Below are 18,985 nucleotides of genomic sequence, written 5' to 3'. Positions count from 1 at the left end.
GAATGCCGCCAAGAAAGGGCAGCAAGTTGCAGAATTAAGAAGAGTTCCCGGACAATCCGCAAAAAAGTCCCATAAAACGCCGTGCGCCCACTTGTCTATTTCGCAAATGCGGTAAACATTTCGCACATGCGTAATGCTGGCCCGGGGGATCCCATGACTCGACTTCGTATCGGACTTGCGGCGGCTCTGACCCTTACGGCGAGCGGACTGACCGGCGCGGCTTCAGCCGCCGCGCCGGCCGCTCCGCCTGCCGCGCTTCTGGCGCACCAGACGACGCTCGCCCTCGACGGCGCGGCGACGGGCTGGATCCTGACATCGACCGCCCTGGTCCTGCTGATGACCCTGCCGGGTCTGGCCCTGTTCTACGGCGGCATGGTCCGGCGCAAGAACGTCATCGCCACAATCACCCAGTCGCTGGGCGTGGCCTCGGTGGTCACCCTGGCCTGGTTCATAGCGGGCTACAGCCTGTCGTTCGGCGTGGGCCAGCCGATCGGCGGTTACCCGGGCGAAGAGGTGCAGAGCTACATCGGCTCGTTGCAGTCGCTGTTCCTGAACGGCGTGACGCCGACCACGGCGCACAGTTTGACGCCCGGTCTGCCGGAATATCTCTGGATCGCCTATCAGCTGACCTTCGCCATCATCACCCCTGCGCTGATCGCGGGGGCGTTCGCGGAACGCATCAAATATTCGGGCCTGCTGCTGTTCACCGGCCTGTGGACACTGCTGGTCTACGCCCCGATCTGTCACTGGGTATGGGGCGGCGGCTTCCTGGGCGCCGCGGGCGTGCTGGATTTCGCCGGCGGCGCCGTGGTGCACGTCAACGCGGGCGTGGCCGGTCTGGTCTGCGCCATCTTCCTCGGCGCGCGGAAGGGCTACGGCAAGGAGAGCATCGTCGCCCACAATCCGGTGCTGACCATGATCGGCGCCTCGCTGCTGCTGGTCGGCTGGATCGGCTTCAACGCCGGCTCGGCCTGGACCGCGGACTCGATCGCCTCGGTCGCCATTCTGAACACCATCCTGGCCGCCATGGCCGGCTCCCTGACCTGGAAGATCGTCGAGATCATGGAGAAGCGGAAGCCGTCGCTGATCGGCGTGCTTTCGGGCCTGATCGCCGGCCTGGTCGCCATCACGCCCGCTGCGGGTCTGGTCGATCCGAAAGGGGCGGTGATCATCGGGCTGGCCTCGGGCCCGGTCTGCTACGCGGCCTCGGTCTGGATCAAGAAATTGCTGCGCTATGACGACAGCCTGGACGCCTTCGGCATCCACGGCGCCGGCGGCATCCTGGGCGCGGTTCTGACCGGCGTCTTCGCCTCGGCCGCCGTCAACGGCGTGGCGGAGGGCGCGACGGTCGCCAAACAGCTCTGGGGTCTGGGCGTGACGATCGGCTGGAGCGCCGTCGTCACCTTCCTGATCCTCATCGTCTGCAAGTTCACGACCGGTCTTCGGGTCTCCGCCATGCAGGAGGTCGAAGGTCTGGACGGGCATCTGCACGGCGAGGTGATGGAGGGGGTCTGACCGAACCACAGCCGGCGCGAAGCCTCCCCTCCGCGCCGTCGCCCAGTAGGCGTGAGTCTCGAACAGCCATCGATAACAAGGGGATACGATGATGAGATCAGCTTTCGCCTGCGCGGTCGCTGCGGCCGCCCTGCTGACCGCCGGGGCCGCCGCCGCCCAGTCCGCGCCCGAGGCGGCCTGGAACGTCGGGGTGGTCAGCGACTATGTCTTCCGCGGCTTCAGCCAGACGGACGAAGAGCCCGCCATCCAGGGCGGCGTGGACGTCACGATCGGCGCCTTCTACGTCGGGGCCTGGGCGTCCAGCGTCGATTTCGGCGATGACACCGACGCCGAGGTGGACCTCTACGGCGGCTTCCGCGGCGAGGCCGGGGGCTTCGCTTTCGACGTGGGAGCGATCGGCTATGGCTATGTCAACGCGCCGGACGGCGCCGACTACGACTTCCTGGAGTTCAAGGCCGCGGCGTCGCGCGCCGTGGGGCCGGCGACGTTCGGGGCGGCGCTCTACTGGTCGCCGGACTTCTTCGGCCTGGACGAGGAAGCGACTTACGCCGAAGGCAGCGTCGCCTTCACGCCGGCCGAAAAATGGACCGTATCGGGCGCGGTCGGCCATCAGTGGCTGGACGTGAACGACGACTATGCGACGTGGAATCTCGGGGCCGGCTACGCCGTCACCGAACACGTGGCGATTGATGTCCGGTACTACGACACTGACGTGGACGGCCCGTTGTCCGACTCGCGCGGCGTGGCCGGAATCAAGGTCCTCTTCTGAATGCGCCGCACAAACCAGACCGGTCAGGCGTTATGATTTTCGGCGCCTGACCGGCATATTTTTGCACCCGCGGGGGCTTCTGCTGCATATGTTGCACGGAAGTTGCCACATCTCGTTCCTGACCCTAAGCCCTGTGCGATAGCGAAGGGATCGATGTGGCGTCCGTGAACCAGACCTTTGTCGTGACTCCGAGGACCGGCCCGGCCAAGGCCGGAGCCGCCGACCGGGTGCGCGGATTCGACGAGATCTATGCGGACTTCACCCCCGTCGCCGGGGCGGGCCAGTCGAGCCGTTGCGCCCAGTGCGGCGTGCCCTTCTGCCAGACCGGCTGCCCGCTGCAGAACAACATCCCCGACTGGCTGAAGCTGGCTGCAGAAGGCCGGGCCGAAGAGGCCTGGCGACAGGCCGAAGCCACCTCGACCCTGCCGGAGATCTGCGGCCGCATCTGTCCGCAGGACCGGCTGTGCGAAGGCAGTTGCACCCTGGAGCAGGCGGGCTGGGAAACGGTGACCATCGGCTCGGTCGAACGCTGGCTGGGCGACATGGCCTTCGAGAACGGCTGGGTCGATCCGATCCGGCCGCGGATCGAGCGCGGGACCTCCGTCGGAATCGTCGGCGCGGGACCGGCCGGGATGGCCGCTGCGGACCGGCTGCGGTCGGCCGGCTATGCGGTGACCGTCTACGACCGCCACGACCGGGCGGGCGGCCTGCTCACCTATGGCATTCCCGGCTTCAAGCTGGAGAAGCACGTGGTCCGGCGACGGCTGGACCGATTGGCCGATGGCGGCGTCGAGTTCCGGCTGGGCGTGGACGTCGGCGGAGATCTGCCGTTCGCCGAGGTGCGGGCGGCCCATGATGCGGTGCTGGTGGCGACGGGCGTCTATCAGGCGCGGCGGCTGACGGCGCCCGGGTGCGGGTCTGACGGCGTGGTCGCGGCGCTCGACTATCTGATCGCCTCCAACCGGAAGGGGTTCGGCGACGCCGTGCCGGCCTTTGACGGCGGGGTCCTGAACGCCTCGGGCAAGCGGGTGGTGGTGATCGGCGGCGGTGATACGGCCATGGACTGCGTGCGCACCGCCGTACGGCAGGGCGCGGTCTCGGTGACCTGCCTGTATCGCCGCGACCGGGACAATATGCCGGGCAGCGCGCGCGAGGTCGCCAACGCCGAGGAGGAGGGCGTGGTCTTCGAATGGCTGGCCGCGCCGCGCGCCGTGCTGGGCGAGGCCGAGCGGGTGACCGGCGTGCGGGCCCAGCGGATGGCGCTGGCGGCGCAGTCGGTCGATGGCCGCTGGAGCGTCGAGCCGGTTCCGGGCGGCGAGTTCGACCTCGCCGCCGATCTGGTGATCGAGGCCCTGGGCTTCGATCCCGAGGACATGCCGGACCTGTTCTCCGAGCCCGATCTGGCCCTGACCGAATGGCGGACGATCCGCACCGCGGGCCATACGAAGGCGACGACCCTCGAAGGCGTGTTCGCCGCCGGCGACATCGTCCGCGGGGCCTCGTTGGTGGTGTGGGCGGTGCGGGACGGACAGGACGCGGCGGCCGAGATCGACGCCTGGTTGACCAGCCGCCAGAGGGCGGCGGCATGACCTTCGATCCCGAACAATACCTGGCGGCCCGCCAGCGGCTGATCGACGGCCACGCCTATGATCCCGCGTCCGAACGTGACGCCTGCGGGGTCGGTCTGGTCGCCGCCATCGACGGCAAGCCGCGTCGCGAAGTCGTCGATCTGGCGCTGAAGGCGTTGAAGGCCGTCTGGCACCGGGGCGCGGTTGACGCCGACGGCAAGTCCGGCGACGGGGCCGGCATCCTGATCGGCTTGCCGCGCGCCTTCTTCGAGAGCCAGGTGCGCGACGCCGGGCATGAGCCGCGGCGGGGACCCATCGCCGTGGGCATGATCTTCCTGCCGCGCGTCGATCTGGCCGCCCAGGAGCGGGCCCGGACCATCGTCGAGCGCGAGGTGATGGCGGCCGGCTTCTGGCTGTACGGCTGGCGTCAGGTGCCGACCCATGTCTCCGTGCTGGGCCAGCGCGCCGCCGCGACCCGGCCGGAGATCGAGCAGATCATGCTCAGCGCGCCCGAGGGTCTGGACGGCGAGGAACTGGAGCGGGCCCTGTACCTGCTGCGCCGCCGGATCGAGGCGCGGGCGACGGCGGCGGGGCTGCAGCATTTCTATGTCTGCTCGCTGTCGGCGCGGTCGGTCATCTACAAGGGGATGATGCTGGCCCAGGCGCTGGCGGACTTCTATCCGGACCTGAACGACCCGCGGGTCGAGGCCAATGTGGCCCTGTTCCATCAGCGATATTCGACCAACACCTTCCCCGAATGGCGGCTGGCCCAGCCGTTCCGGATGCTGGCCCACAACGGCGAGATCAACACCCTGCGCGGCAACGCCGGCTGGATGCGCAGTCACGAGATCCGCATGACGGCCGAGGCCTTCGGCGCCGACGACGCGACGGTCAAGCCGGTGATCCAGGCGGGGGGGTCGGACTCGGCGGCGCTGGACAATGTGTTCGAGGTTCTGGTCCGCGCCGGACGGCCCGCCCCCATGGTCAAGGCCCTGCTCATTCCCGAGGCGCCGATCGAGGGCGTGATCAGCGACGATCATCGGGCCCTCTACGCCTACTGCAACGCGGTGATGGAGCCATGGGACGGGCCGGCCGCGATCTGCGCCACCGACGGCCGCTGGGTGGTCGCGGGCAAGGACCGCAACGGCCTGCGCCCGCTGCGGGTGGCCGAGACGGTGGACGGCCTGCTGATCTGCGGCTCCGAAGTCGGAATGACGGGCGTCGCCGACGACCGGATCAAGCGCCGACTGCACATCGGCGGCGGGCGGATGATCTCCGTCGATCTGGAGGCCGGCGTTCTCTACGACGAGACCCGGACCGTCGACCGGCTGGCGGCGGCCCTGCCGTACCGCCAGTGGCTGTCGAACATGGTCGAACTCGAGCCGATGATCGGTCCGGGACCCGAGCCGCGCCGGCTGTCGGGCGAGGGGCTGACCCGCTTCCAGGCCGCCGTCGGCTGGACCCAGGAGGACATCGACACACTGCTGGATCCGATGGCCGGAGAGGGCAAGGAGGCGGTCGCCTCCATGGGCGACGATACGCCGCCCGCCGTCCTGTCGCATCAGGATCGGCCCTTCGCCCACTATTTCCGCCAGGCCTTCGCCCAGGTCACCAACCCGCCGATCGACTCGCTGCGTGAAGCGGGGGCGATGAGCCTGCGGACGCGGTTCAAGAACCTCGGCAATATCCTCGCCCAGGACGAGACCCAGACGCAGGTCTTCGTTCTGGACAGCCCGGTGCTCACGACGGGCATGTACGAGCGGATGCTGGAAGTGGTCGGAGCCGGGGCGACGACGGTCATCGACTGCACCTTCCCTGCCGGGGACGGCGCCCTGAAACAGGCGCTGGACCGCATCCGCGACGAGGCGGTGGCGGCGGCTAAGAGCGGCGCGGGCCTGATCGTGCTGACCGACGAACGGATGGGGGAGGGGCGGCCGCTGATCCCCATGATCCTGGCCACGGCCGCCGTGCACGGCCGGCTGGTCGACGAAGGGTTGCGCACCTTCTGCTCGCTGGTGGTGCGCGCGGCCGAGGCGATCGACGCCCACACATTCGCGGTCCTGGTCGGATGCGGGGCGACGGCGGTCAACGGCTGGCTGGCCCAGGAGACCTTCCTCGAGCGGCTGGCCGGCGGGCGTTATCCGGGACTGACGCTTCGCGACGCCTGCCTGAACCACAAGGCCGCGGTCGAGGCCGGGCTGATGAAGATTCTCGCCAAGAAGGGCATCTCGGTCATCTCGGCCTATCGCGGGGCGTGCGAATTCGAGGCGCTGGGGCTGAGCCGCGCGCTCGTGGCCGAATTCTTCCCGGGCATGACCTCGCGCATCTCGGGCATCGGCCTGGCCGGGATCGAGGCCCAGGTCACCCGCAAGACGGCGCGGGGCTTCGAGGCCTGGCGCCCGGCGCTGCGCATCGGCGGCGCGCATCGCATCCGGGCGGGCGAGGAAACCCACGGCTGGGACGCGGAACTGATCCACCGTTTGCAGGACGCCACCACGCGCGGCGACTACGGGCGATACAAGGCCTACAGCCGCCGGGCGCGTGAACTGCCGTCAACCGCGCTCCGGGACCTGCTCGATTTCCGGGACGCCGTTCCGGTCGCCGTCGACGAGGTAGAGAGCGTCAACGATATCCGCCGCCGGTTCGTTACGCCCGGAATGTCGCTGGGCGCCCTGTCTCCCGAGGCGCACGAGACGCTGAACATCGCCATGAACCGCATCGGCGCGCGGTCCGTCTCCGGCGAGGGCGGAGAAGACCCCGAGCGCTATGCGCCGCGCCCCAACGGCGACAACGCCAACAGCGCGGTCAAACAGATCGCATCCGGCCGGTTCGGCGTCACCGCCGAATATCTGAACCAGTGCCGCGAGATCGAGATCAAGGTGGCCCAGGGCGCCAAGCCCGGCGAGGGCGGCCAGATTCCCGGTTTCAAGGTCACCGAATTCATCGCCCGGATGCGCCATTCGACGCCGGGCGTCGGCCTGATCAGCCCGCCGCCGCATCATGACATCTATTCGATCGAGGACCTGGCCCAACTGATCTACGACCTGAAACAGGTCAATCCGGACGCGCGGGTGACGGTCAAGCTGGTGGCCCAGTCGGGCATCGGCGCGGTCGCGGCGGGCGTGGCCAAGGCCAAGGCGGACGTGATCCTGATCGCCGGCCACAACGGCGGCACGGGCGCCTCGGCGCTCGGGTCGATCAAACATGCGGGACTGCCCTGGGAGTTGGGTCTGTCCGAGGCGCATCAGGTGCTGAGCCTGAACGGTCTGCGCGGCCGTGTCCGGCTGCGCACCGACGGCGGTCTTCGGACCGGCCGGGACATCGTCATCGCCGCCATGCTGGGGGCCGAGGAGTTCGGCATCGGCACGGCCAGCCTGATCGCCGTCGGCTGCCTGATGGTGCGTCAGTGTCATTCCAACACCTGTCCGGTCGGGGTCTGCGTCCAGGACGAACGACTGCGCGCCATGTTCACCGGGACGCCGGAGAAGGTGGTCAACCTGTTCAGCTTCATCGCCGAGGAGACCCGCGAGGTGCTCGCCTCCCTGGGCCTGCGGTCCCTCGATGAAGCGGTGGGCCGCACCGACCTTCTTCGCCAGGTGTCGCGCGGCGACGCCCATCTGGACGACCTCGATCTGAACCCGCTGCTCGTCCGGGTCGGGGAGGGCGAGACGCGCTGCGCCGAGCCGCCCTGGAACGCCGTGCCTGACACGCTGGACGCGCGGATCGTCGAGGACGCGGCGGGCTTCCTGGACCAGCGCGAAAAGATGTCGCTGACCTATGCCGTGGCCAATACCCAGAGGGCCATCGGCGCCCGGATTTCATCGCATATCGTCCGCCGCTACGGTTCGACCCTGCCGGCGGGTCACCTGACATTGAAGCTGCGCGGGGCGGCGGGGCAGTCGCTGGCCGCCTGGGGCGTTGCGGGCCTGCGTATCGAACTGGACGGCGAGGCGAACGACTATGTCGGCAAGGGCCTGTCGGGGGCTGAAGTCATCGTCCGTCCCTCGGCCTGGGCCGCGGGAGAAGCCCTGATCGGAAACACCTGCCTGTACGGCGCCACCTCCGGGGCCCTGTTCGCGGCGGGCGCGGCGGGGGAGCGGTTCGCGGTCAGGAACTCCGGCGCGGAAGCGGTGGTGGAGGGATGCGGCGCGCACGGCTGTGAATACATGACGGGTGGAACGGTCGTGATCCTCGGCTCGACAGGGTGGAATTTCGGCGCCGGAATGTCCGGCGGCGAGGCCTTCATCCATGATCCGGACGGGACCGCCCTTGTCCGGGTCAACAGCGACTCAATCGTGAGCGGCGTCCCTGCGGGGGACGCGGCCGAGCGACTTCGGACGCTGGTCGCGCGCCACGCGGCCGAAACCCGATCTCCGCTCGCGATCCGCCTGATCGAGATGTGGCCGAGCGCCGTCCGCGAGTTTCGCCATCTTCTGCCGAGGCTTGAAGGGCAGGCTTCCGTCACCGCCCGGCGGGCATGATCGAACTCAGCCCGCGGTCCAGCCGCCGTCGACGATCAGCGAACTTCCGGTCATCAGGCTGGAGGCGTCCGACGCCAGCAGCAGAAGCGGACCCGTCAACTCCTCCATGCGGCCGAGCCGCCCGAACTTGATTCTGCTCAGGACATGTTCGCGCGTGCCCGGAGTGTCCAGGATGGGGCGGGTCAGGGCCGTGTCGATGAATGTCGGGCAGATGGTGTTCACCCGAATGCCGTGGGGCGCGAGATCGATCGCCATGCAGCGGGTCAGACCTTCGAGCCCCCATTTCGAGGCGCTGTAGAGCGAGCGGCCGCCGCCTCCCACGTGGCCCATCTGCGACGAGACATTGATGATCGAACCGGGCTTCCTGGCGTCCAGCAGCCCTTTCGCCACCGCCTGGGCGACGAACAGGGCGGCCTTGAGATTGACGTTCAGGACGGCGTCGTAGTCTTCCTCCGTCACGTCCACGAGGGACCGGATGCGGTTGATGCCCGCATTGTTGAGCAGGATGTCGAACGGGCCGCGCGCCTCTATCTCGTGGCGAACGGCGGCGATGTCGTTCACATCGAGGACGAAGGCGTCAGCATCGAATCCCGCGTCACGGATTTCCGCGACCCGGGCCTCGAGCTCCGAAGCCGTCCGGGCGCACAGGGTGACGGCCGCGCCGGCCTGGGCGAAGACAGCCGCGGCGGCGGCGCCGATACCGCGCCCCGCTCCCGTGACGAGCGCTCTTTTGCCGTCGAGCCGGAACGAGGGCGGGGGCGGGGTGAGCGTCATGATCCTATCCGTTGACGGCCTGGAGCTGAGGCGTCCCCCGGCCGGGATGCTGGACCTCGTGCAGGTACTGGGCTGCGCCGGAGGCGGGGACGGCTTCATTCGAGCGGTCGGAAATCCCGGCCCATTGCGCCTGGATCTGTTCGGCCGCATCCGGCGCGTCTCCGACATAGACGCCCCGGGTCATGGTGACATGCGCCTGTTCGAAGGCGCCGGCGCCCGCCAGCAGGACAACCCGCGTCGGCGCGTCGTCCGCGGCCAACGCCACGACGCCAGGGCTGACCAGGTCCGACGACAGGCCCTTGAGGTCGTCTTCGGAATAGAGGCCGGCCGTCATCTGGGTGGAGGCGCTGGGCGCCAGGCAGTTCACGCGGATGCCGGACTTCTCGCCTTCGAGCGCGAGGGTTTGCATCAGCCCCACCAGGGCCATCTTGGCTGCGGAATAGTTCGACTGGCCGAAATTTCCGTAGAGGCCCGACGAGGAAGTCGTGAAGACTATCCGGCCATAGCCCTTCTCGCGCATGTGCGGCCAGACGGCCTTGGTGACGTTCACCGATCCCATGAGGTGCACGTCGATCACTGTCGCGAAGTCGTCCAGGTCCATCTTGGCGAAGGTGCGGTCCCGCAGGATGCCGGCGTTGTTGACCAGGATATCGACGGAGCCCCAACGTTCTATCGCGCCCGCGACCATGGCCTCGACGGCGTCGCGATCGGTGACGCTGCACGTCCATGCCACGGCTTCGCCGCCGGCCTCCTGAATCTCGCGCGCCACCGCTTCGGCGCCGGCGGGCGACATGTCGTTGACGACGACACGCGCTCCATACCGCGCCAGCGCGAGCGCGTGACTGCGGCCCAGGCCGCCTCCAGCGCCCGTCACGATCGCCACCCGGCGAGTCAGGTCAATGGTCATACGTCGCTCCTGATGCGTTCGCCGCCCTCTACGAACGACCGGAACCTGCCCCGACATTGGCCGGAAGGTCAATATTCACTCGTCGGCTAGTGAAGATTGACACGGCGCCGCTTCAGTGGGACCGTGCCTGTCATGGCGTCGCAAGAGCGCCGAGGAAACATCTCGAGGGAGGAACGCCATGGGCCGCAAGCTCTGGATCACGACATCTGCCGCCGTACTGCTCTGGGCCGGAGCCGCACAGGCCCAGCAAACGACGCCGGCCGCCGGCAACACAGCCGCCGAACAGCAGGAAACGGCGCTGGAAGACGTCGTCGTCACCGCTGAGCGCCGCACGACGAATCTGCAGGAGACCGCCGTCGCGGCGACCGTGCTGAGCGGCGCGGACCTCGAGAACAAGGGCGTGACCTCGCTGGAGCAACTCCAGTTCGTGGCCCCTTCGACCACGGTGCAGAATTTCGGTCAGGGCAATTTCTTCAACGTGCGCGGTATCGGCAAATCCGAGCCGACCACGGCCATCGGCGTGGGCGTCACGACCTATCGCGACGGCGTGCCGGTCTTCCCGGGCTATTTCCAGACCGAGCCCTACTATGACATCGGCAGCGTCGAGCTTCTGCGCGGGCCGCAGGGCACGTTCGCCGGCACCAACGCCACGGGCGGCGCGGTCTTCATCAACGCGCGCAACCCCGACTTCACGGGCGTGAACGGCTATGTGATGGGGCAGGTCGGCAGCTACGAGAACGTCAAGCTGCAGGGCGCGGTCAATGTGCCGATCACCGACACGCTGGCGGCGCGCTTCGCCTTCAACTCAGAGATCCGCGACAGTTTCCACGAGATCACCGGCGCCTATTCGGGCACGCCGGGTGAAATCGAGGCCCGCAGCCTGCGCGCCAGCTTCCTGTGGACGCCGACGCCGGCCCTGCGGGTGCTGCTGAAGGGCGACTACAACTTCCTCGATTTCGGCGGCTATCCGGCGGACCCCGCCCTCGCCACCAACGATCCGTTCGAGATCACCGCCAACGGGCCTCATTCGGGCGTGGACGAGACCGCCCGGGTGTCGCTGAACGTCAGCTATGTGTTCGACAACGGCATCACGATCCGTTCGATCACCGGCTATCAGGACGGGATCAGCGAGTTCTCGACCGACCTGGACGGGACCAGCCTGCTCAACAACACCTTCTATGACCGCGTCGAGGAAGAGGTGTGGTCGCAGGAATTCAACATCGTCTCGCCCGATGACCAGCGCCTGACCTGGATCCTGGGCGCCTTCTGGCAATATGACGACGTGGTCTTCCCGGTCACGACCTTCCCGCAGGGCGCCTACCATGTCGGCTTCCCCGAGGGCGTGATCGACTACTACATCTTCGGCGAGACGCCGAAGGAGACCCAGGCCGTCTTCGGCCAGATCAGCTATGACGTGTCCGATCGTCTCCAGGTTCAGCTGGGCGCCCGCTGGTCGGAATCCACCTCGACCAATGACAACGTCTATACGACCTATCCGGCCTTCGGGCTCGTCCTGCTCCAGAACGACGAGGTCACCGCCGAGAAGACGACCGGAAAGCTGAGCCTCAACTACAAGGTCGACGACAACAACTTCGTCTACGGCTTCGTCGCGACGGGCTTCAAGATGGGCGGCCTGAACGCGCCCAACTTCTATGTGCCGGCGAGTTCGTTCGGACCGGAAGACGTCATCGACTACGAGCTGGGCTGGAAGTCGACCCTGTTCGATGGCCGCGTCCGCACCCAGCTGGGCGCCTATTACATGGCCTATGAAGGCTTCCAGGTCGTCGTGGGCGACCCGACGGTGCCGCTGTTCAACTCGATCGTGAACGTGGCCGGCGAGACCGTGCTGAAAGGCATCGAGGGTTCCGCCCAGATGCGGCTGGGGCAATGGTCCGTCGATGTCGGCGCCTCCATCTCCAGCTCCGAGCTGGGCGAGTTCTTCGCGGTCGACCCCCGTCTGGCGCGCAGGCCGTGCGATCCCGAGACCGGCCCCGCCGGCGGGAACTGCCAGAACCTGGCGGGCAACAGCCAGAGCTATGCGCCGGAGTTCACCTTCAACTTCGGGGCCCAGTACGAGTTCGCCCTCGGCGACGGGGCTACCCTGACGCCGCGCATCGACTATTCGCACATCGGCGAAGCCTACACCTCGATCTTCAACAACGAGGCGCTGGGCGATCAGCTGGAGGCGCGCAACATCGTCAACCTGAAGCTGACCTATCAGCGCAACGACTGGACGCTCGCCGCCTATGCGCTGAACGCCACGGACCAGACCTACATCGCCGCGATCAATGCGGGCCTGCGCTACGCCGGACCGCCGCGGCAGATCGGTGTGAACCTGATGCGGACCTTCTGAGGTCCACCGTGAGGGCGGCGGCCGGCTATCCGGCCGCCGCCCCGCAATCTGCCGACGGCGATCGCCGGCCCTTCTGTAATGCGTGGATTTCCCCCAATGGCCTTCGCTGCCCTCCCCATCACGATGAAGGCTCCGGCCGCGTCCGAATGACCGTCCCCAGCCTCAGCCCGATGCAGGACTACGCCCTGACCGTGGATCGCTTCCTTGATCACGGCGCAAAATGGCACGGCCAGACGCAGGTGATCACGGCCTTGAAGGGCGGCGACGGGACCATTGGATACGCCGACCTGCGCCTGAGGGCGAACCGGCTGTCCGGTGCGCTTCTCTCGCTGGGTCTGGCGCCTGGCGATCGCATCGCCACCCTGGCCTGGAACAGCCAGCACCATGTCGAGATCTGGTATGCCGCCATGGGCGCGGGCCTGGTCTGCCACACCCTGAATCCGCGCCTGACGGTCGCCCACCTCACGGCGATGATTACCGAGGCCGGAGACCGCATTCTGGCCGTCGGCGCGGGTCTGGCTCCCATGGCTGAGGCCCTGGCGGCGGCCTGCCCGTGCCTCGAGCAACTGATCCTGCTGGACGGAGACCTCCCTCCCGTGGCTGGCGGCTGGGCTCCGGTCACGGATCTGGAAACCCTCCTGTCGGACGATGGGAGGTCGACGGCGTGGGGCGGCTTCGACGAACGGTCGCTGGCCGGACTCTGCTTCACTTCCGGCACCACGGGGGCCCCGAAGGGGGTCGCCTATACACACCGGTCGAACTACCTCCACACCATCCGGTCCCTTCAGGCCGACGCCATGGCGCTGACGGCCGAGGATGTCGTTCTCGTCGCCGTTCCCATGTTCCACGCCAATGCCTGGGGCCTGCCGTTCGCGGCGCCTGCGGTCGGCGCCAGCATGGTCCTGCCCGGACGCGTCACGGACGGCCGCAGCCTCGCCGACCTTATCAACCGGCACGGGGTCACTGTCGCCGTCGGCGTGCCTACGGTCTGGTTGGGGCTTCTGGATCATCTCGACGCCACGGGCGGGGAAACGCCGAGCCTGGAGCGCATCATCATCGGCGGCTCCAGCTGCCCCGACACCCTGCTGAAACGAATGGAGAGCCGGCTCGGCGCGACGGTTCAGACCAGCTGGGGAATGACGGAGTTGTCGCCCCTCGGCACGATCTCGCCCCGGGGCGTCGGCGCCAGTGCGGCCCGGGGAGCAGGGCGGCCGCCCATGGGTCTCGATCTGCTGCTTACGGACGCCGGAGGCACTCCGCTGCCGGATCAGCGCAACGCCCTCGGCTATCTGAAGGTGCGCGGCCAGAGCGTGGTGCAGAGCTATTTCGGCTCGTCTGAATCGGCGCTGGACGCTGACGGCTGGTTCGACACCGGAGACCTGGCGATCCTCGATGACGCGGGCAATCTGACCCTGGCGGGACGCTCGAAGGACCTGATCAAATCGGGCGGCGAATGGATCAATCCGGTCGAGATCGAGGAGATCGTCGGCGCCCTGCCTTCGGTCAGTCTGGTTGCGGTCATCGGCAGCGCCGATCCCAAATGGGGCGAGCGCCCGCTGATGGTCATCGAGCCTGCCCAGGGACAGGAAATCGAGGACAAGGCCCTCAGGGAGAGCCTGAGGGGACGCGTCGCCGACTGGTGGATTCCCGAGCGAATCGTCCGGGTCGCCGCCATGCCGCTGGCCGCCACGGGCAAGATCAACAAGACGCAGCTTCGCGCCACCTATGGGGGCGCTTAGGATGGCCGACATCTCCGTCATCGAGTCGGCGCGTCGGTATGAGGATGCGCCGGACCGTCTTGAGGTTCAGGTCATGTCCACGCCCGTCCGCACTCCGCGCCGCAAGGCCGAGCAACGCGCCGAAAGTCTCGAGCAGATCCTGGACGCGGCCGAGGAATTGTTCTCGCAACATGGCCTGCACGGGGTGACGGTCAAGGACATCGCCGACAAGGTGGGAGTGCACAAGTCGCTGGTGCACTACTATTTCACCGACAAGCAGGAAGTCTTCGACAAGGTCATGGCGCGGCGCGCGCCGATCACCGTGGGCCGCCGGATGGAGGCGCTGGACGCCTATGAGGCCTCCGTCGACGGCAAGCCGACGGTCGAGGGCGCCCTGCGCGCCTTCCTCGACACCGACCTCGACACCTATTCGACCGGCGGCGAGGGCTGGCGGAATTTCGGCGCGCTGAGCGCCCAGATCAACAACACCCCCGCCTGGGGCGCCGAGGTGATGGACCGTCTGTACGATCCGGTGGTCCTGCGGCTGGTCGGCCTGCTGAAGAAGGCGATGCCCGACTGCGCGGATGAAGACATCTTCTGGGGCTATCACTTCGTCACCGGGGCGCTGACCCTGACGCTCGCGCGCACGGGCCGCATCGATCATCTGTCCGGCGGCCTGTGCCGATCGGACGACTTCGACGCCATCAAGACGCGGATGGCCGCCTTCATGGCCCACGGTTTTATCGGCATCTGCGAAGGCCGCGCCGCCGAGCGACGAAAGACGTCCGGCCCGACCCACACCGACAACTAGCTGAGGCCAAGGAAACGCCATGAGCCAGACCGATGCGATCGCCCCCGCCGTGCCGCACTCCGCGGGGACCGGAGGCGTCGGTTCCAGGGCCTGGGTCGCGCTGGGCGCGTTGTGGTTCATCTATGTCCTGAACTTCCTCGACCGGCAGCTGCTGTCGATCCTGGCCAAGCCGATCCAGGACACGCTGCACATCACCGACAGCCAGCTGGGACTGCTGGGCGGGCTCTATTTCGCATTCTTCTACTGCTTCATCGCCATTCCCGTGGGCTGGCTGGCGGACCGGACCAACCGGGTGGCGGTGCTGGCCATCGCCTGCGGCATCTGGAGCGCGGCCACCATGGCCTGCGGCCTGTCGCGCAACTTCGGTCAGCTGGCCGTCTCCCGCATGACCGTCGGCTTCGGAGAGGCCGGAGGCGTGCCGCCCTCGTACGCGATCATCACCGACTATTTCCCCCCGGGACGGCGCGGCATGGCGCTGGGCATCTACAACCTGGGCCCGCCGATCGGCGCGGCCCTGGGCATCGCCTTCGGAGCGTCCATCGCCGCGGCGTTCAGCTGGCGCCTGGCCTTTGTCGTGATCGGCGCGGTGGGACTGGTCGCGGCGGCGGCGGTCATGTTCGTCGTCAAGGAGCCCAAGCGGGGCGGTCTGGACCCGGCCAACGCCGTCGGAGCCGAGAAGGCGAGCTTCTGGGGGACAGTGCGCATGTTCTTCTCGCGGCCTTCGCTTGTGCTCGCCTCGGCGGGCAGCGGCGTCACCCAGATCATCACCTATGGGCTCGGCAATTTCGCCACCCTCTTCCTGATGCGGGAAAAGGGCATGACGCTGCAGGATGTGGCGCTGTGGTACGCGCTCGTCGTCGGCATCGGCATGAGCGGCGGCATCTTCGTGTCCGGCTGGCTGATCGACCGGTTCACGCGTCGTTCGAAACAGGCCTACGCCGTGCTCCCCGCCCTGTCGCTGGCGCTGGCCATACCCTTCTATCTCGCCTTCGTCTGGGCCCCGACCTGGCCGCTGGCGCTGGCCTTCCTGATCGGTCCGACCTTCCTCAACTATTTCTACCTGTCGTCATCGGTGGCCCTCGTCCAGGCGGAGGTCCGACCGGACCAGCGCGTCATGTCCGGCGCCCTGCTGCTGCTGGTGATGAATTTCGTCGGTATGGGCGTGGGTCCGACCATCGTCGGCTACGCCAGCGACTTCTTCCGCGCGGCCCATCCGGAAAACTCGCTGCAGATCGCGCTCTATGCGCTGACGCCCTTCTATCTGGCCGCCATCGCCCTGTTCCTGTGGCTGGCGAAGGTTCTGGGACGCGACACCTCGCGGGCGGGAGGGGCTCAATGACCCGATCGTCCAGGCGTCATGCCTCGGCTCTCGCGGCGGGAGCCCTGTTCTTCGGAGCGTTCGGCGCCGGTGCGGTCGCGAGCCCGGCACGATCGGACGCCGGGCCGCCGGAGGTGACCGCTCCGGCCGGCGCGCTGCGCGGTCGGGCCGTCGGCGACGTGCTCGCCTTCAAGGGCATTCCGTACGCCGCGCCGCCCGTGGGCCAGAACCGCTGGCGGCCGCCGCTGTCCGCGCCGCGATGGTCGGGCGTCCGCGACGCGGGCGCGTTCGGGCCCGCCTGCATTCAACCGACGCCGGGCGCGCCGCACATCTACTCGGACACCCTCGGCGCCACGAGCGAGGACTGTCTGTCCCTGAACGTCTGGACTCCGTCCACCGCGGGCAAGGCTCCGGTCATCGTCTGGATCCATGGCGGTTCGCTGGTGGCCGGTTCCAGCAAGGAGCGGCTGTATGACGGCTCCACCCTGGCGGCCGAAGGCGCAGTGGTGGTGTCGATCAACTATCGCCTGGGCGTGCTGGGCTATCTGGCGCATCCGGACCTGAGCGCAGAGTCGCCGGTCGGGATCTCGGGCAACTACGGCCTGATGGACCAGATCGAGGCTCTCCGATGGGTCCAGCGGAACATCAGCGCCTTCGGCGGCGACCCGGACAATGTGACCATCGCCGGCGAATCCGCCGGCGGCCTCAGCGTCATGTATCTGATGGCCTCGCCGCTGGCCCGCGGCCTGTTCGCCAAGGCGATCGCGCAGAGCGCCTACATGATCTCCACGCCGGAACTGAAGCAGGCCCGGTTCGGCGCGCCGGCCGCGGAAACCGCGGGAACCAACCTGGCGCGTGTCCTCCAGGCGCCCAGCCTGAGGGTGCTGCGGGGCATGGACCCCCAGGTGTTGACGGACAATGCGGCCCGAAGTGGCTTCGCGCCCTTCGGAGCGGTCGACGGCGTGCTGTTGCCGGGGCAGCTGGTCGATGTGTTCGACCGGGGCGAGCAGGCGCCGGTTCCGGTCCTGGCCGGGTTCAACAGCGGCGAAATCCGGTCGTTGCGGTTCCTCGCGCCGCCCACGCCCGCGAGCGCGGCCGAATACGAACGCGTCATCCGCGACCGCTACGGCGACCTGGCCGACGAATTCCTGCGGCTCTATCCCGCCGCGAACATGGGCGAGAGCATCCTCGCGAACACCCGGGACGCCCTGTATGGCTGGACGGCCGAGCGGCTCGTCCGGAACCAGACCGCGATCGGTCAGCCGTCTTTCCTCTACCTGTTCGACCATGGCTATCCGGCCATGGAGGCGGCGGGGCTGCACGGCTTCCACGCCAGCGAACTGCCCTACATGTTCGGCATGCTGGAGCGGACGCCTCCGCTATGGCCGAAGATTCCCGACACCGCTGAAGAAGCGGCCCTGTCCGCGGCCATGGTCGACTACTGGGTCAGTTTCGCCCGCACCGGCGCCCCGCGCGCCGCAAATGGCCCGGAGTGGGCGGCCTACGGCTCCCCGGGCGCCTATATCGCTTTCCGGGAAGCCCCGGTTCCGGGCGAGGGGCTGTTCCCCGGCATGTTCGCTCTGCACGAACAGGCGATGTGCCGGCGTCGGGCCGGCGGCGAACTCGGATGGAACTGGAACACCGGCCTGGCGTCGCCGAAACTGCCCGCTCAGGCGGGAAGCTGCGACGACGGCAAGGCTCGCGGGCTCTGAGCCGCCGATCCGTTACAGCTCCAGCAGGCGGATCAGCGACAGGCCCAGCAAGACGAGCGCGATCAGCGACAGCGTCACGGTCGCGATGGCCCGACCGCCGGCGCGCGCCACCGCGCGGATGTCGGTCTGCAGTCCCAGCGCCGCCATGGAGATCACGGTCAGAAGGCTGGACGCCGCCGCGATCGGAAGCAGGAAGGTTTGCGGGATCAGGCCCAGGGACCGCAGGCCGATCATCAGAACGAAACCGACGATGAACCAGGGCAGCAGACGATGCAGGCCTGGCCGGCCGGGGGGCTTGCTGCGATCCCGGAACAGCAGCGACAGGGCCAGGATCACCGGCCCCAGCATCAGCACCCGCACCAGCTTGACCACCGTCCCGGTCTGGATTGCGGCGAAACCGAACGGCACGGCCGCGGCGAGAACCTGCGGCACCGCATAGACGCTCAGCCCGGCCAGCACGCCGTACTGCATGTCCGTCATGAGAAGCAGGCCGCCGAGGATGGGCAGGGTCAGCACCACCACCACCCCGAGCACCGCCGTGAAGGCGATGGACGTCGCGACCTCCTCGCCGTCGGCGTCGATCACCGGGGCGACAGCGGCGATCGCCGAGTTGCCGCAGATCGCATTGCCGCAGGCGATCAGCAGGGCCATCCGCGTATTCAGACCCATCAGTCGCCCTATGGCGAAGCCGACCAGGATCGTCAGCGCCACCAGGACGAAGATGCCGAACACGAGGGGCACCCCGAGAGACGAGAGGGTCGCCGCGCTGACGGACGCGCCCAGCAGCACCACGGCGATTTCCAGCAAGGTCCTGGCGCTGAAGGCGATGCCGGCGTTGAAGCCGGGATTGGGCGTCCAGACCGCACGGACTCCGGCGCCGAGCAGAATCGCCAGCACGAGCGTCTCCAGCCAGACGCCTCCGGTCAGATATTGCTCGAGGCTGGTCAGGCCGACGGCGGCCATGGTCACTGCAAGGCACAGCGCTACGCCGGGCCTCACTTCACGCCCGAACGCCAGAGCCGAGGCGAGGGATAACGGGACAGGGGACGAGGGCAGGGC

12 protein-coding genes are annotated in these 18,985 nt (G+C 68.1%); 9 read left to right on the top strand and 3 right to left on the bottom strand.

What is annotated here, in order from left to right; translation table 11 throughout:
• Nucleotides 1-153 precede the first annotated feature (153 nt).
• From V6M42_RS10270 to gltB, 4 genes are all read left to right on the top strand, one after another.
• The gene (locus V6M42_RS10270; RefSeq protein WP_332678406.1) at nucleotides 154-1,515 is read left to right on the top strand and encodes an ammonium transporter; all 1,362 of its coding nucleotides are present in this window, start codon (nucleotides 154-156) and stop codon (nucleotides 1,513-1,515) included.
• A gap of 88 nt (nucleotides 1,516-1,603) precedes the next feature.
• Nucleotides 1,604-2,284, top strand: coding sequence for a TorF family putative porin (locus V6M42_RS10265; RefSeq protein WP_332678405.1), 681 nt, complete (start codon nucleotides 1,604-1,606; stop codon nucleotides 2,282-2,284).
• Between the two features lie 155 nt (nucleotides 2,285-2,439).
• Nucleotides 2,440-3,873, top strand: a complete 1,434-nt coding sequence (locus V6M42_RS10260) for an NAD(P)-dependent oxidoreductase (protein WP_442880952.1) — start codon at nucleotides 2,440-2,442, stop codon at nucleotides 3,871-3,873.
• A complete protein-coding gene (gene gltB, locus V6M42_RS10255) occupies nucleotides 3,870-8,333 on the top strand; it encodes a glutamate synthase large subunit (RefSeq protein ID WP_332678403.1) in 4,464 nt (1,487 codons plus the stop codon). The genes V6M42_RS10260 and gltB overlap by 4 nt, the downstream gene beginning before the upstream one ends.
• Nucleotides 8,334-8,339: 6 nt before the next feature.
• On the opposite strand, the gene V6M42_RS10250 is transcribed toward gltB, so the two are convergent.
• The gene (locus V6M42_RS10250) at nucleotides 8,340-9,107 is read right to left on the bottom strand and encodes an SDR family NAD(P)-dependent oxidoreductase (RefSeq protein WP_332678402.1); all 768 of its coding nucleotides are present in this window, start codon (nucleotides 9,105-9,107) and stop codon (nucleotides 8,340-8,342) included.
• A 4-nt stretch (nucleotides 9,108-9,111) separates the two neighbouring features.
• The gene (locus V6M42_RS10245) at nucleotides 9,112-10,014 is read right to left on the bottom strand and encodes an SDR family NAD(P)-dependent oxidoreductase (RefSeq protein WP_332678401.1); all 903 of its coding nucleotides are present in this window, start codon (nucleotides 10,012-10,014) and stop codon (nucleotides 9,112-9,114) included.
• A 178-nt stretch (nucleotides 10,015-10,192) separates the two neighbouring features.
• Here V6M42_RS10245 and V6M42_RS10240 point away from each other — a divergent pair, with 178 nt between their 5' ends.
• The 5 genes from V6M42_RS10240 to V6M42_RS10220 all read left to right on the top strand — a co-directional run bounded on the left by V6M42_RS10240 (nucleotide 10,193) and on the right by V6M42_RS10220 (nucleotide 17,926).
• Nucleotides 10,193-12,367: a TonB-dependent receptor gene (locus V6M42_RS10240; RefSeq protein WP_332678400.1), complete on the top strand. Its 2,175-nt coding sequence runs from the start codon at nucleotides 10,193-10,195 to the stop codon at nucleotides 12,365-12,367.
• A gap of 146 nt (nucleotides 12,368-12,513) precedes the next feature.
• The gene (locus V6M42_RS10235) at nucleotides 12,514-14,106 is read left to right on the top strand and encodes an AMP-binding protein (RefSeq protein WP_332678399.1); all 1,593 of its coding nucleotides are present in this window, start codon (nucleotides 12,514-12,516) and stop codon (nucleotides 14,104-14,106) included.
• A gap of 73 nt (nucleotides 14,107-14,179) precedes the next feature.
• A complete protein-coding gene (locus V6M42_RS10230; RefSeq protein ID WP_332658861.1) occupies nucleotides 14,180-14,896 on the top strand; it encodes a TetR/AcrR family transcriptional regulator in 717 nt (238 codons plus the stop codon).
• Between the two features lie 19 nt (nucleotides 14,897-14,915).
• The gene (locus V6M42_RS10225) at nucleotides 14,916-16,235 is read left to right on the top strand and encodes a spinster family MFS transporter (protein ID WP_332678398.1); all 1,320 of its coding nucleotides are present in this window, start codon (nucleotides 14,916-14,918) and stop codon (nucleotides 16,233-16,235) included.
• On the top strand, nucleotides 16,232-17,926 hold the full coding sequence (locus tag V6M42_RS10220; RefSeq protein ID WP_332678397.1) for a carboxylesterase/lipase family protein: 1,695 nt from the start codon (nucleotides 16,232-16,234) through the stop codon (nucleotides 17,924-17,926). Before V6M42_RS10225 ends, V6M42_RS10220 begins: the two co-directional genes overlap by 4 nt.
• Nucleotides 17,927-17,938: 12 nt before the next feature.
• On the opposite strand, the gene V6M42_RS10215 is transcribed toward V6M42_RS10220, so the two are convergent.
• Nucleotides 17,939-18,925, bottom strand: a complete 987-nt coding sequence (locus tag V6M42_RS10215; protein WP_332678396.1) for a YeiH family protein — start codon at nucleotides 18,923-18,925, stop codon at nucleotides 17,939-17,941.
• Nucleotides 18,926-18,985 lie beyond the last annotated feature (60 nt).

This window comes from Brevundimonas sp., assembly GCF_036677305.1.
Taxonomy (GTDB): Bacteria; Pseudomonadota; Alphaproteobacteria; order Caulobacterales; family Caulobacteraceae; genus Brevundimonas.
The sequence above is the reverse complement of the archived record's forward strand: the minus strand, read 5'-3'. Positions and strand labels throughout refer to the sequence as shown.

What these genes read in the sequence shown, in the direction of transcription:
- V6M42_RS10270 (WP_332678406.1), top strand. Translation starts at nt 154, where the DNA reads ATGACTCGACTTCGTATCGGACTTGCGGCGGCTCTGACCCTTACGGCG.
- V6M42_RS10265 (WP_332678405.1), top strand. Translation starts at nt 1,604, where the DNA reads ATGATGAGATCAGCTTTCGCCTGCGCGGTCGCTGCGGCCGCCCTGCTG.
- gltB (WP_332678403.1), top strand. Translation starts at nt 3,870, where the DNA reads ATGACCTTCGATCCCGAACAATACCTGGCGGCCCGCCAGCGGCTGATC.
- V6M42_RS10250 (WP_332678402.1), bottom strand. Translation starts at nt 9,107, where the DNA reads ATGACGCTCACCCCGCCCCCGCCCTCGTTCCGGCTCGACGGCAAAAGA.
- V6M42_RS10245 (WP_332678401.1), bottom strand. Translation starts at nt 10,014, where the DNA reads ATGACCATTGACCTGACTCGCCGGGTGGCGATCGTGACGGGCGCTGGA.
- V6M42_RS10240 (WP_332678400.1), top strand. Translation starts at nt 10,193, where the DNA reads ATGGGCCGCAAGCTCTGGATCACGACATCTGCCGCCGTACTGCTCTGG.
- V6M42_RS10235 (WP_332678399.1), top strand. Translation starts at nt 12,514, where the DNA reads ATGACCGTCCCCAGCCTCAGCCCGATGCAGGACTACGCCCTGACCGTG.
- V6M42_RS10230 (WP_332658861.1), top strand. Translation starts at nt 14,180, where the DNA reads ATGTCCACGCCCGTCCGCACTCCGCGCCGCAAGGCCGAGCAACGCGCC.
- V6M42_RS10225 (WP_332678398.1), top strand. Translation starts at nt 14,916, where the DNA reads ATGAGCCAGACCGATGCGATCGCCCCCGCCGTGCCGCACTCCGCGGGG.
- V6M42_RS10220 (WP_332678397.1), top strand. Translation starts at nt 16,232, where the DNA reads ATGACCCGATCGTCCAGGCGTCATGCCTCGGCTCTCGCGGCGGGAGCC.